The organism is Streptomyces sp. NBC_00820, assembly GCF_036347055.1.
In the GTDB taxonomy this organism is placed as follows: Bacteria; Actinomycetota; Actinomycetes; order Streptomycetales; family Streptomycetaceae; genus Streptomyces.
The window spans coordinates 4,955,711-4,969,466 of the sequence record NZ_CP108882.1; the positions used below are offsets into that span (position 1 = coordinate 4,955,711).

Here is a 13,756-nt window from a genome sequence, read left to right on the forward strand (position 1 = left end):
ACATGACCGCCCCCGCCCCCGCCCCCGCCCGTACCGAGCGGCACACCCGGCGGCTCAGCCGCCGCTTCCCGCGCTTCACCAAGGACACCGCGCGCCCCGAGGGCGGCGGCCGCGCCGCACCCGGCGACGCCCCGGCGCCCGCCCGGCAGTGGCCCATGCTCGTCGTGCTGTCGACGGTCGCCCTCGGCCTGCTGCTGACCGCGCTCGACGTGTTCCGCTGGGGCATGCTGCTGGTCGGCGTCGCCCTGCTGGTCGGCGCGGGCATGCGCTGGGCGCTGCCCAGCGTCGGCATGCTCGCCGTCCGCTCCCGGTTCACCGACATCGCCACCTACGGCGTCCTGGGCCTCGCGATCGTCCTGCTGGCGTTGTCGGCCCAGCCGAACCCCCTGCTGGAGATCCCGTTCCTGAAGGGCATCCTGCACTTCACACTCGCCAACTGACGCTTCACGCAAGGCCGGTGGCCCACCCCCTCCCCCGAAGAGGGGCGGGCCACCGGCCTTCACTCTGGCCCGCCGCGAAGGGGCCGTTCAACGCCTGTTCGCGCGCTGTGGCACGGAAGTGACCGTTCCGCCACGGTGTCCGCGCCGTGCCACGGCACCCGCGTTCCGCCGTATGTGGGGACACGGTGTCGATGTGTTGACAATTCGGGGGTTATCTTACGAAGCAGCGTCAGGACCGGGCTGACCAGTGGGCCGATGCTTCCGCGTGCCCCGGTCGCGGGAACCGGGATCCGGCGCGGGGAACCGACAGCACCGACCGGGGGGAATGAGGGGGGAAGCAATGCCTCGATGGAAGGCCTTGCCGGACGAACTCGATCCGCAGATAAAGGAATTCACCAGCCAGTTGCGGCACCTCGTGGACCGCAGCGGCCTGGGGGTCGCGGCGCTGGCCGACCGGACCGGCTACAGCAGGACGTCGTGGGACAGCTACCTGGCCGGCCGGCTGCTCGCGCCCAAGGGTGCGATCATCGCGCTCGCCGAGGTCACCGGCAGCCATCCGGGCCACCTCACCACCATGTGGGAGCTGGCCGAACGGGCCTGGAGCCGGGCGGAGATGCGGCACGACCGCACCATGGAGCAGCTCCGGATCTCCCAGGCGCGCGCCGCCCTCGGGGTCGTCGGAGCGGCTCAGGCCGAGGCGGCCGGTGCCACCCGGACCACCCCTGAGGACGCGGCCCCCAAGGACGCGGCCCCCAAGGGCACGACCTCCAAGGGCACCAAGCCTGACGGCACCACCCCGGCGCTGGGTATCGCCGGCCCCGCGGGAGTGTCGCCGACCCTCCCGCGCCGTCCGACGGCCGCGGGGTCCGGGGAGCACGAGAAGGCGGACACCGGCGGCGCGGACTCCAAGCGCAACTCCTGGGGACTCGCGGGGTATCAGGGCCCTTCCCCGGCGAGCCGGCGACCCGTCCCCGGTGCGCGCACGGGTACGGGTGCGGGCGCGGGCTCCGACTCGGGCTCGGGTGTGGGCTTGGGCGTGGGCCCGGGTGTGGGCTTGGGCTTGGGCGGCGGTGCCGCCGTACGGCCGCCCGTCCCGCCGCACGAGGTCGACTCGACGTCGGTCCTGCCGAGTCCGTTCGGCGCCCCGCCCCGGGTGTCCGGTCCGGCGGGCGGAGTCCCGGCCGGAGGGTCCGGGGGCGGGCAGCGGCTGATGATGTTCCTGGCCGGCTTCGGCGCCGTGCTCCTCATCATCGGCGTCGTCTTCCTCTTCACCCACCGGGGCGGCGCAGGCGGGCACGAGGCCGCGACCAAGTCGTCCTCGCCGGCCGTCAGCGCCCAGCCGACGCTGCCTCCAGGGGTCAAGTGCGCCGGCGCGGCCTGCGCGGGCAAGGACGCCGAGGCCATGGGGTGCAGCGGCGAACTGGTGGCCACCGCCAAGACCGCCACCGTCGGCGCCACCACCCTGGAGGTCCGCTACAGCAAGACCTGCGGCACGGCCTGGGGCCGGATCACCGGGGGCTCCCAGGGCGACCGGGTGCGGGTGACCGTCGGCAAGATCCGTCAGGCGGGGGACATCGCCACCGCCGGGGACACCATCGCCTACACACCGATGGTGGCCGTGAAGGACGCGGCCGAGGTCAAGGCCTGCGCGATCCTGGCGGCGGGCCAGACGGGGTGCACGGCTTAGCGGCCGTTGCCGTAGCCGTAGCCGCAGCAGCGCCCGCGCTCGTAGCCGTACCCGTGGACGTAGCCGCACCCGCGGACGTACGGCGGGCAGCGGCCGCGGACCTGCGACGCGGGCCGCACCGCGGGCGTACGCCGGTACGTCCGCGGTGCGGACTGCACCGACCGCACCAACCACACCAAGTGCGGCCACAGCGCCGGGCGAAAGGGAGCCGTACAGCAATTCGGGTGTATTTCGCGGGAGAGGTGCATGAGCCGCCCGATCCTGGGCACGCGAATTCGTACCCCCACGGGAATCCGGTGTACCGGTATCCCCACCGGCGGCCGTCTTCGTCCCCCCTCTCCCGGACGGGACGGCCGCCCCCCTCCCCGGCCGCCGCGGCGGAGCCTGACTTGTGGGCTGAGCCACATGCCCCCGGCCGTCTCGTATGCCGGATGCGCGATAGCCTGACCGACGGAGATCTCTTGATGCCGAGAGATCGATCATCCGCACGGGGCAGGGACGCCCCACCGCCAGCTGTCATACGGAGAACGCCATGACCCGCACTCCCGTGAACGTCACCGTCACCGGCGCGGCCGGCCAGATCGGTTACGCCCTGCTCTTCCGCATCGCCTCCGGCCAGCTGCTCGGCGCGGACGTGCCGGTCAACCTGCGCCTGCTGGAGATCACCCCGGCGCTCAAGGCCGCCGAGGGCACGGCGATGGAGCTGGACGACTGCGCGTTCCCGCTGCTGAGCGGCATCGAGATCACCGACGACCCGAACGTGGCCTTCGACGGCGCCAACGTGGCCCTCCTCGTGGGCGCCCGCCCGCGCACGAAGGGCATGGAGCGCGGTGACCTGCTTGAGGCCAACGGCGGCATCTTCAAGCCGCAGGGCAAGGCCATCAACGACAACGCCGCGGACGACATCAAGGTCCTGGTCGTCGGCAACCCGGCCAACACCAACGCCCTGATCGCCCAGGCCGCCGCCCCGGACGTGCCGGCCGAGCGCTTCACCGCGATGACCCGCCTGGACCACAACCGCGCGCTGACCCAGCTCGCGAAGAAGACCGGCACCCCGGTCTCGGAGATCAAGCGCCTGACGATCTGGGGCAACCACTCCGCCACGCAGTACCCCGACATCTTCCACGCCACGGTCGCCGGCAAGAACGCCGCCGAGGTCGTGAACGACGAGCAGTGGCTGGCCGACGAGTTCATCCCGACCGTCGCCAAGCGCGGTGCCGCGATCATCGAGGCGCGTGGCGCGTCCTCGGCCGCCTCCGCCGCCAACGCCGCCATCGACCACGTGTACACGTGGGTCAACGGCACCGCCGAGGGCAACTGGACCTCCATGGGCATCCCCTCGGACGGCTCCTACGGCGTCCCGGAGGGCCTGATCTCCTCCTTCCCGGTCACCACCAAGGACGGCAAGTACGAGATCGTCCAGGGCCTGGACATCAACGAGTTCTCCCGCGCCCGCATCGAGGCCTCCGTCAAGGAGCTCGCCGAGGAGCGCGACGCGGTCCGCGCCCTGGGCCTCATCTGAGTCACGCCCGCTGCGGCGGTCACCGTCGCCGCGTCACATGGCCCCGCTCCGGTTCCACCGGAGCGGGGCCATGCCCGTTTCACAGGTTTCACACAGGAAGCCTGCGGCAATCCCGCTTCAGCGCCCCCTTCCGCCGCCCTATGCTGATGGCTTGTCAAATGCCTGCACGGCAGAGGTTCTTTCCGCTCATCGGGGGAGTGGCATGAGTACTGCTCACGTGCCGCAGCAACAGCAGCCGGCGTCGCCACCGGGGGTGCCGCCGACGCAACCGTCCAGGCCGCCGCACGCCAGCGAGGCGACCCGCCTGCTGTGCGCGGGCGTCTACCTGGACTCCGGTTACCGCGACCGCGTCATCGAGGAACTCCACCTCAACGAACAGCGGATCGCCGCGCCGTCGCTCGGCTTCGACGCCGCCCGCGTCCTCGCGCACGCCCTGCGCGCCCGGCGAATCGAGCTGGGCTGGGCCGGGGCGGTCATCGGTCTGTGGGTGGTGGGGACACCGCTCAGCGGGTGGCTGCTGGGCGCCTTCCTGTGGGCCAGCGTCTGGCTCGCGCTCGCGCCCTGGATCCGGGGCCGCGCCGAACAGCCGCCCCTGTACCGGCTCATCCCCGCGTTCCTCGTCCGCTGGAACGCTCGCCTGTCCCTCGCCTTCATGCTGGTCCTTACGCTCGTCGTCGCGTTCGGCGGCGGCCCGGACAGCGGCTCCTCCCCGGACCCGTACGACTCGTACTCCCGCTCCTCCGGTACGGACGGACTCCTCGGCCTTCTGGCGCCCAAGCCGCTGCAGGCCTGGGTCACGCTCGTCGTGCTGGCGCTCATCGGGCTCTGTGTCTACGCCCAGCGCACCCAGGTCAGCCGGGCGCTCGCCGCCGAACTCTCCCCGCAGCGCTTCCCGGACGCCGCCGGCGACCCCGCCGAGCAGACCGAGAACCCGCGCTTCCAGCGGCTCAAGCACCTCATCCGGAGTGAACAGCACGCGCCGCTGATCATGTACAACGAGGCCCATCCCTTCTGCGGGGCGGGCGCGGCGTACGACACCTGGGTGCTCGCCGTGGAGCTGAGGCCGGACGAGCTGAAGAAGAAGCAGCAGCTGAGCAACCGGACCATCCTGGAGAAGATCCGGCCGCTGCTCGAACAGCTCAGGATTCCGGCCGAGTTCGCCGGGGCCGGGGTGCGGGACCGGTTGCGCTGGCTGGAGATCGACGAGTGCGTGTTCCTGCCGGCCGAGGGGCTGCTCCGCCGCGACCAGGCGCCGTACACCCCGGAGGCGTTCGAGGAGCACCGGGCGCGCGCGGTCGAGGAAGGCGCCGAGAAGCGGCGGCACTTCCTGCGCATCCGCGTCGGCGGCTGGGAGGAGGAGCTGGTCGTCACGGTCTTCGTGCGCGTCCACACCCAGGGCCGGATGCTGATGCTCGAGGTCGCTCCGCACGTGCTGACGCCGGTGCGCGCGGACTTCAAGGACGCCGACCGGACGGCGCACCGGTTCCGCCACAACACCAGGCTCGGCAAGGCCGCAGGCGCGGTCGTCCTGGTGCCCGGTTCCGTGGGCCGCGCGCTCGGCCAGCTCGGCCGGGGGCTGGTGTACGTGTGGCGCGTGACGACCGGCGGCTACGCGGGCGCCCTGCCCGACGGTCCGGCCCTGTCGGTGCGCGAACTGGGCTCCGCGCCCACCGCGTCGCTCTTCCAGGAGATGGACGTGGACCGCTACCTCAAGAGCGTGCAGGACCGCGTGGCGAACGGGGTGCGGGCGGCGCTCGCCGAATCCGGCTACGAGACCGGTGAGTTCGTCCAGAAGATCGTCAACATCAGCAACGGCGACGTGAACATCGGCCGCGTCGAGGGCAGCACCTTCGCGGTCGGCAGCCACGCCTCCGCCTCCTCCACCGATCAGATCAGCGGCACGCCGCAGAAGGGAGCCGGGAGCAATGGCCGGTGACGAGCCCAACGTCAGCTTCGGTGACGTCTCGAAGAGCACCTTCGCCGTCGGCAGCCACGCCCACGCCGAGAGCCACCACCAGTACGGCGCGGGCGCGCCGCTCGACGAGGGCGCGGAGGAACTGCTCAGGGCTGTGCGTGAGCTGCGCGCGGACCTGGAGCGGGTGCGCGGCAGCGAGCAGACGGCCGAGCTGGGCAGCGCGCTCGCCGAGACCGAGGACGAGATCACCCGCACCGGACAGGCCGGCGCCACACGCCGTGAGCGCCTGCGTGAACTGCTCACCGACTCCCAGGCTCTGCTGAGCGTGCTCGCCTCGGCGGGCGCCGTGGCCGGCCTGCTCGGCATGTGACCGGAAGGCGAGGGACACGATGAACGGGGGACAGCGGTACTGGGACGAGGACGCGCAGCGCTGGGAGGACGGGGCCGGGCATCGACCGGCCGCGCCGCCGACGCTCCCGCCCCCGTCCCGGCCGCACCACGCACCGCGGACGACGGCCGCCGGCACGGACACCGAGGTGGGGGCCAGTTCCGACGCCGGAACGGACACCGAGGCCGGGGCCGGCACCGGTGCCGACACGGGTACCGGCACCGGCACCGGCACCGGCACCGGCACCGGCACCGGCACCGCTGAGGGTGCCGCGTGGCCCCCTCAGGACGCGGCCGGTGCCGTCACCACCACGTGGCCGCCGACCGCGGACCGGCCCTCGGCGCCCCGTGCCGGCGGCCTGAACCGGCGGCGCGTGGCCGTGGTGGCCGCGGTCGTCGGTGTGGCGGTGAGCGCCGCACTCTTCGCGGTCGTCGGCAAGGAGGACCCCGCCCCAGGGCACCGCGGCGCCGCGACCGGCGCGTCCGTGTCGCCCACGCGGACGGACCCGCCGTCGACGGACGCCTCGGGGTCGCCCACCGCGACGGCGTCGCCGGCCGCGTCCTCCACCGCGCTCCCCGCCGGCTACACGTCGTACGACGACGAGGAGGGCTTCCGGATCGCGGCACCCGAGGGATGGGCGCGCGACTCGCTCCACTCCGCGTACGGCATCCGCGTGGTCAACTACCGCAGCACGGACAGCAGGCACCGGTTGCAGATCTACCAGGTCGCGGAGAAGTCCCCGGACGACTCCTTCGCGCTGTTCCTCTCCCCGGACACCGGCAAGCCGCAGGGCTTCGAGAAGCTCTCCCTGCGGAACCTCGACGACGGCGACTTCACCGGCTCACGCCTGGAGTACCTCGCCGACTCCATCAAGGGCGAGCCCGACGTCGGCAGGTGGCACGTCTACGACGAGCGCTTCGTCGCGGCCGACGGCAAGATCTACGCCATCGCCGTGTACGCCCCCGACTCCGACAGCAGCGGCGACGAACTCGCGCTTCTCACCACGGCACTGGGTCACTTCTGCCCGCCCGACACGACCTGCGACGCGGACCCGGCACTGGACTGACCGACGCCGCCCGCGTCCGCGGCCGGCAGCCGCCGTCCCAGCTCGCGGGCCGCGTCCCGCAGTTCCTCCGAGCCGGTGATCCGGTACGGGACGCCGAACCGGGCCGGGAGTGGCGCACGGCCGCCGCCGACAGCCCCGAGCGGCTGCGCGGGCTGTGGCGGGCGGCCGTCACCCGCTCCCGGGACAACGTGCGTCGGGCGGTGGCGGAGCAGGGGGTGGACTTCCCGGCCTGGTACACGAGCCGCTCCGGGGAGAGGCCCCAGCTGCGACGGCTGCTGACCGACCTGATCGAGGAGTACGCCCGGCACGTGGGGCATGCCGACCTGATCCGGGAGGCGGTGGACGGTCGGGTGGGGGAGGACCCGCCGGTCGGCTTCCTTTTCTGATCACCGCCTCGACAAGTGCGTCCGTTTCGTTCGCTTTCATCCCGGGTTTTCAGTGACGCCGCGCACTTTCGGACATCGATCGCGCATGCGATGCGAGGCCCAGGGCAGGCGGTGACGGTCCCCGAGCGTGACATTCGTGTGACGCAGGGGCACCGAACAGGAACGGAAGGCGATACCGATCATGGCGGACAGAACGGAACGACAGGCCCGGGCGACCATCCACGTGGGCGGCGAATGGCTCGAAGCGATCGCCGGCGGGACGCGCGAGATCCTCGACCCCGCGGACGCCCTGCCGTTCGCGGTGGTCGCCGAGGGTGACGAGAAGGACGCGGAGCGGGCGGTGGCCGCGGCACGGCAGGCGTTCGACCGCGGCCCCTGGCCCGGCACCCCCGTCGCCGAGCGGGCCGCGCTGCTGCGCCGCGTCGCAGGTCTCCTCGTGCGCGACCGCGAGGAGCTGGGCCTGCTGGAGAGCCGGGACGCGGGCAAGACCCTGGAGGAGGGCCGCGTCGACATCGACTGCGTCGCCGACGCCTTCCGCTACTTCGCCGGCCTGGTCGAGGCCGAGGCCCCCGGCCGCGTGGTCGACGCCGGCTCGCCCGAGGTGCACAGCGTGGTCGTCCACGAGCCGGTCGGCGTGTGTGCGCTGATCACTCCCTGGAACTACCCCCTGCTCCAGGCGAGCTGGAAGATCGCCCCGGCGCTCGCCGCGGGCAACACCTTCGTGATCAAGCCCAGCGAGATCACCCCCATGACGACCATCGCGCTGATCGGGCTGCTGGCGGAGGCCGGCCTGCCGGCCGGAGTCGCCAACCTCGTCACCGGCCCCGGGCACACCGTCGGCGCCGAGCTCGCCGAGCACCCCGGCGTCGACCTGGTCTCCTTCACCGGCGGTCTGGCCAGCGGCACCAAGGTCGCCCGGGCGGCCGCGCCGACCGTGAAGAAGGTCGCCCTCGAACTCGGCGGCAAGAACCCCAACGTCGTCTTCGCCGACGCCTGCGCCACCGAGGAGGGCTTCGACACGGCCGTCGACCAGGCCCTCAACGCCGCCTTCATCCACAGCGGCCAGGTCTGCTCGGCCGGCTCCCGCCTGATCGTCGAGGAGTCCGTCCGGGACCGCTTCGTCGCGGAACTCGCCCGCCGCGCCCAGCGGATCAGGCTCGGCCGGGGCACCGGTGACGGAGTCGAGTGCGGCCCGCTCGTCTCCGAGGCGCAGCGCACCAAGACCGAGGCGTACGTCGCCTCCGCGCTGGCCGAGGGCGCCGTGCTGCGCTGCGGCGGCAAGCGGCCCGAGCCGAGCGAACTCCGCCCCGCCTCCGGCTACTTCTACGAGCCGACCGTCCTCGACGCCTGCCACCGCGAGATGAGGGTCGTCCGCGAGGAGGTCTTCGGACCGGTCCTCACCGTCGAGACCTTCCGCACCGAGGACGAGGCGGTGTTCCTCGCCAACGACACCGAGTACGGCCTCGCCGGCGCCGTCTGGACCGCTGACGCCGGCCGGGCCCGCCGCGTCGCCGGACGACTGCGCCACGGCACCGTCTGGATCAACGACTTCCACCCCTACCTGCCGCAGGCGGAGTGGGGCGGCTTCGGCAGGAGCGGCACCGGCCGCGAACTGGGGCCCGCCGGGCTCGCCGAGTACCGCGAGACCAAGCACGTGTACCAGAACCTCGCACCGAAGCCGGTGCGCTGGTTCGCCGGCTGAGCCCGGGCTCCCCGCCCGCACCAGCCCCGTCACGCGCCCCCGTCCCCCCAGAGCCTCCGGAGCAAGCACCACCATGTCCCACACCCCCCACCTCTACGACTACGTCGTCATCGGCGGCGGCACCGCCGGGTCCGTCATCGCCTCCCGCCTCACCGAGAACCCGGACGTCACCGTCGCCGTCATCGAGGGCGGCCCCAGCGACGTCGGCCGCGACGACGTGCTGACCCTGCGCCGCTGGATGGGCCTGCTCGGCGGCGAGCTGGACTACGACTACCCGACCACCGAACAGCCCCGCGGCAACTCGCACATCCGGCACAGCCGCGCCCGCGTGCTCGGCGGCTGCTCCTCGCACAACACCCTCATCTCCTTCAAGCCGCTCCCGACGGACTGGGACGAGTGGGAGGAGGCCGGCGCCAAGGGCTGGGGCGCCGTCCCCATGGAGGCCTACTTCGCCCGCCTGCTCAACAACATCGTCTCCGTCGACGAGAAGGACCGGAACGCCATCGCCCGCGACTTCGTCGACGCCGCGCAGGCGGCACTCGGGGTCCCGCGCGTCGAGGGCTTCAACAAGAAGCCGTTCACCGAGGGCGCCGGCTTCTTCGACCTCGCCTACCACCCCGAGAACAACAAGCGCTCCTCCGCCTCGGTGGCCTACCTGCACCCGGTGATGGACGAGCGCCCCAACCTCCACCTCTACCTGGAGTCCTGGGCGCACCGCCTGGAGCTGGACGGCACCCGCGCCGAGGGTGTCCACGTGCGCACCAAGGACGGCGAGGAACTGCTGATCCGGGCCCGCCAGGAGGTCCTGCTGTGCGCGGGCGCCGTCGACTCGCCCCGCCTGCTGCTGCACTCGGGCATCGGCCCGCGCGCCGACCTGGAGGCGCTCGGCATCCCCGTCGTGCTCGACCTGCCGGGCGTCGGCGAGAACCTCCTCGACCACCCCGAGTCGGTCATCGTCTGGGAGACCCACGGCCCGATCCCGGAGAACTCCGCCATGGACTCCGACGCGGGCCTGTTCGTGCGCCGCGACCCCGCACACGCGGGCCCGGACCTGATGTTCCACTTCTACCAGGTCCCGTTCACGGACAACCCGGAGCGACTGGGCTACGAACGGCCCGAGTTCGGCGTCTCGATGACCCCGAACATCCCCAAGCCCAGGAGCCGCGGCCGCCTTTACCTCACCAGCGCCGACCCGGCCGTGAAGCCCGCCCTGGACTTCCGCTACTTCACCGACGAGGACGACTACGACGCCCGCACCCTCGTCGACGGCATCCGTATCGCCCGCGAGATCGCCAAGGCCGAGCCGCTCGCCGGCTGGCTCAAGCGCGAGGTGTGCCCCGGCCCGGAGATCCTGGGCGACGCCGAACTGAGCGAGTACGCCCGCAAGGCCGCACACACCGTGTACCACCCGGCCGGCACCTGCAAGATGGGCGCCGCCGACGACGAACTCGCCGTAGTGGACCCGGATCTGAGGATCCGCGGCCTCGACGGCATCCGTATCGCCGACGCCTCCGTCTTCCCGACGATGCCCGCCGTGAACCCGATGATCGGGGTGCTCATGGTCGGGGAGAAGGCCGTCGACCTGCTCGGAGGTGACGCCCGATGACTCTCACCGTTCCCACGCGTAAGCCCCCCACCGACACGCCCGCCGGGGCCCCGGTCTTCTCCGTCGACGGCCTGTGGAAGGTCTTCGGCCCGAAGGCCGACCGCGTCCCGGCCGACCCGGAACTCCAGCGGCTCGACCCCGCCGAACTGCGCTCCCGCACCGGCTGCACCGCCGCCGTGCGCGACGTCTCCTTCGACGTGCGCAAGGGCGAGGTCTTCGTCGTCATGGGCCTGTCCGGCTCCGGCAAGTCCACCCTCGTACGCTGCCTGACCCGGCTCATCGAGCCGACGGCCGGCACCATCGCCATCGACGGCGAGGACGTGCGTGCCATGGACAAGGCCCGGCTGCGCGAACTGCGCCGCCACCGCGCCGCGATGGTCTTCCAGCACTTCGGCCTGCTCCCGCACCGCACGGTCCTGGACAACGTCGCCTACGGCCTGGAGATCCAGGGCGTCGGCAGGTCCGAACGGCGCGAGCGGGCCGCCGAGTTCGTCACCAAGGTCGGCCTGGAGGGCATGGAGCACCGCCGCCCCGAACAGCTCTCCGGCGGCCAGCGCCAGCGCGTCGGACTCGCCCGCGCCCTCGCCGTCGACCCCGAGGTGCTGCTCTTCGACGAGCCGTTCAGCGCCCTCGACCCGCTCATCCGGCGGGACATGCAGGACGAGGTGACCCGGCTGCACCAGGAGGAGGGCCGCACCATGGTCTTCATCACCCACGACCTGTCCGAGGCGCTGAAGCTCGGCGACCGCATCGCCCTGATGCGCGATGGTCGCGTCGTCCAGCTCGGCACCCCCGAGGAGATCGTCGGCTCCCCGGCCGACGACTACGTCCGCGAGTTCGTCCGCGACGTCCCGCGCGAACAGGTCGTCACCTGCCGCACCGCCATGCGCCCGGCCGCCCCCGGCGAGACGGCCGGCGGCGCAGTCCTCGACCCGGAGACCACGGTCTCCGAAGCCATCGAGGCCGTCGCTCGCACCGGAGCACCCGCCCGGGTGATGGACGGGGGCCACTGCCTCGGCGTCGTCGACCACGAGCGGCTGCTCGCGGTCGTCGCCGGAACGGAGCCGCTCAAGGAGGCGGCGTGATGGCCACCGTCAGTACCCCCACCACGTCCGCCGCCACGCGCCCGGCGCTGCCCGCCGTCCTGCGCCGGCCCGCGGCCCGCAAGCTGCTCGCGCTCGCCGTCGTCGCCGCCGTGCTGGTGCCCCTCGCGCACGGCCACTTCGGCAGCGGCGCCTGGCCGCACGCGCTGACCGTCGACTTCTCCAAGCCGCTCGCCGACGCCAGCGACTGGGTCGTCGACCACCGCGACACCCACCCGCTCTTCCTGTACTTCTTCGGCCACATCAGCAACGGCGTCGTCCTCGGCGTGCGCGCGGTCTACCTCGCGCTGCTCGCCCTGGGCTGGGCCGGCGTCACCGCCCTCGGCGGACTCGCCGCCTGGCGCCTGGGCGGGGTCCGCCTCGGCCTCGGCACCGCCGCGGCCTTCCTGGCCTGCGGGGCCCTCGGCATGTGGGTGCCGACCATGCAGACCCTCGCGCTGATGGTCGTCGCCGTCCTCGCCTCCGTGGCCGTCGGCGCCGTGCTCGGTCTCGGCGCCGGTCTCTCCGACCGCCTCGACCGCGCGCTGCGGCCCGTCCTCGACACCATGCAGGTGCTCCCGGCGTTCGCGTACCTGCTGCCCGTCGTCCTGGTCTTCGGCATCGGCGTCCCCGCGGCGGTCCTCGCCACCGTCGTCTACGCCGCCCCGCCCATGGCCCGCCTCACGGCGCTCGGCCTGCGCGGCGCCGACCCCGAGGTGCTGGAGGCCGTCGAGTCGCTCGGGTCCACGCCCCGCCAGCGGCTGCTGACCGCCCGTATCCCGCTGGCCCGCAAGGAACTCCTCCTCGGCCTCAACCAGACGATCATGATGGCGCTGTCCATGGCCGTCATCGCCTCGGTCATCGGCGCCGGCGGCCTCGGCGACCGCGTCTACCAGGCGCTCGCCTCGGTCGACGTGGGCGCCGCCCTCGCGGCCGGCATCCCGATCGTGCTGCTCGCCGTCGTCCTGGACCGGGTCACCGGCGCCGCCGGACGCGGCGCCGGCGACTCCGACAGGCCCGGCGCCGTCGGCTGGCCGTACGCGCTCGCCGCCGCTGCGGCCGTCGCCCTGGCCGCCCGACTGCTGGGCAGGCTCGACTGGCCCTCCGGCTGGACGCTGGACATCGCCGCTCCGGTCAACCGGGCCGTCGACTGGATGACCGCTCACCTCTACTCCGGCGTCCCGGTCGTCGGCGGCACCGCCGACTGGGCCGGTCACTTCACCACCTGGATGCTGGACCCGGTCCGCTCCGGCCTGCAGTGGCTGCCCTGGTGGTCGGTGCTGCTGATCGTCGCCGCGCTCGCCTGGCTGATCGGCACCTGGCGCACCGCCCTGACCGCCGTGCTCGCCATGGCCGCGATCGGCGCGCTCGGTGTGTGGCAGCCCGCCCTCGACACCCTCTCCCAGGTGCTGGCCGCCGTCGCCGTCACCCTGGTCCTCGGTGTCGCGACCGGTATCGCCGCCGCCCGCGACGCACGCGTCGACCGCGTGCTGCGCCCGGTCCTGGACGTCTTCCAGACCATGCCGCAGTTCGTGTACCTGATCCCCGTCGTCGCCCTGTTCGGCGTCGGCCGCGCGCCCGCCGTCGCCGCCGCCGTCGTCTACGCCCTCCCCGCCGTCGTCCGGATCACCGCGCAGGGCCTGCGCCAGGTCGACCCGGCCGCCATGGAGTCGGCGCGCTCGCTCGGCGCGACCAGTCGCCAGCAGCTCTGGCAGGTCCAGCTGCCGCTCGCCAGGCGGTCGCTGCTGCTGGCCGTCAACCAGGGCGTGGTCCTGGTCCTCGCCGTCGTCATCATCGGCGGTCTGGTCGGCGGTGGCGCCCTCGGCTACGACGTCGCCTTCGGCCTCGCCCAGGGCGACCTGGCGACCGGCCTGGTGGCCGGCGCGGCCATCGTCTGCCTCGGCCTGATGCTCGACCGGGTGACCCAGCCCGTCGAACGGCACGCGAAGAAGGGAGCCTGAC

General features: G+C 73.0%; 12 protein-coding genes. 11 read left to right on the forward strand and 1 reads right to left on the reverse strand.

All coding sequences use genetic code 11. The features are described from left to right. Window positions 1-2: 2 nt before the first annotated feature. Entirely contained in the window at window positions 3-440 is a 438-nt protein-coding gene (locus OIB37_RS22465) for a DUF3017 domain-containing protein (protein WP_330461930.1), read from the forward strand. Window positions 441-780: 340 nt separating this feature from the next. After that, window positions 781-2,127, forward strand: coding sequence for a helix-turn-helix domain-containing protein (locus OIB37_RS22470; protein WP_330459394.1), 1,347 nt, complete (start codon window positions 781-783; stop codon window positions 2,125-2,127). On the opposite strand, the gene OIB37_RS22475 is transcribed toward OIB37_RS22470, so the two are convergent. After that, on the reverse strand, window positions 2,124-2,285 hold the full coding sequence (locus OIB37_RS22475) for a hypothetical protein (protein WP_330459395.1): 162 nt from the start codon (window positions 2,283-2,285) through the stop codon (window positions 2,124-2,126). The genes OIB37_RS22470 and OIB37_RS22475 overlap by 4 nt on opposite strands. Before the next feature lie 374 nt (window positions 2,286-2,659). On the opposite strand from OIB37_RS22475, the gene OIB37_RS22480 reads away from it, so the two are divergent. From OIB37_RS22480 to OIB37_RS22520, 9 genes are all read left to right on the forward strand, one after another. Next, entirely contained in the window at window positions 2,660-3,649 is a 990-nt protein-coding gene (locus OIB37_RS22480) for a malate dehydrogenase (RefSeq protein ID WP_330459396.1), read from the forward strand. A 202-nt stretch (window positions 3,650-3,851) separates the two neighbouring features. Then, on the forward strand, window positions 3,852-5,585 hold the full coding sequence (locus OIB37_RS22485) for a hypothetical protein (RefSeq protein ID WP_330459397.1): 1,734 nt from the start codon (window positions 3,852-3,854) through the stop codon (window positions 5,583-5,585). Next, entirely contained in the window at window positions 5,575-5,934 is a 360-nt protein-coding gene (locus OIB37_RS22490) for a hypothetical protein (protein WP_330459398.1), read from the forward strand. Before OIB37_RS22485 ends, OIB37_RS22490 begins: the two co-directional genes overlap by 11 nt. A 19-nt stretch (window positions 5,935-5,953) precedes the next feature. Beyond that, window positions 5,954-7,018, forward strand: coding sequence for a hypothetical protein (locus OIB37_RS22495; RefSeq protein WP_330459399.1), 1,065 nt, complete (start codon window positions 5,954-5,956; stop codon window positions 7,016-7,018). Continuing rightward, the gene (locus OIB37_RS22500) at window positions 7,015-7,404 is read left to right on the forward strand and encodes a mycothiol transferase (RefSeq protein WP_330461931.1); all 390 of its coding nucleotides are present in this window, start codon (window positions 7,015-7,017) and stop codon (window positions 7,402-7,404) included. The genes OIB37_RS22495 and OIB37_RS22500 overlap by 4 nt, the downstream gene beginning before the upstream one ends. A 181-nt stretch (window positions 7,405-7,585) precedes the next feature. Continuing rightward, the gene (locus OIB37_RS22505) at window positions 7,586-9,106 is read left to right on the forward strand and encodes an aldehyde dehydrogenase family protein (protein ID WP_330459400.1); all 1,521 of its coding nucleotides are present in this window, start codon (window positions 7,586-7,588) and stop codon (window positions 9,104-9,106) included. 73 nt (window positions 9,107-9,179) lie between these two features. After that, window positions 9,180-10,712 (forward strand): GMC family oxidoreductase, encoded by a 1,533-nt coding sequence (locus OIB37_RS22510; RefSeq protein ID WP_330459401.1) that lies wholly within the window; start codon window positions 9,180-9,182, stop codon window positions 10,710-10,712. Further along, complete coding sequence (locus tag OIB37_RS22515) at window positions 10,709-11,797, forward strand: quaternary amine ABC transporter ATP-binding protein (protein WP_330459402.1); 1,089 nt, start codon at window positions 10,709-10,711, stop codon at window positions 11,795-11,797. Before OIB37_RS22510 ends, OIB37_RS22515 begins: the two co-directional genes overlap by 4 nt. Continuing rightward, on the forward strand, window positions 11,797-13,755 hold the full coding sequence (locus tag OIB37_RS22520; protein WP_330459403.1) for an ABC transporter permease: 1,959 nt from the start codon (window positions 11,797-11,799) through the stop codon (window positions 13,753-13,755). Before OIB37_RS22515 ends, OIB37_RS22520 begins: the two co-directional genes overlap by 1 nt. The last annotated feature ends 1 nt before the right edge of the window (window position 13,756 follow it).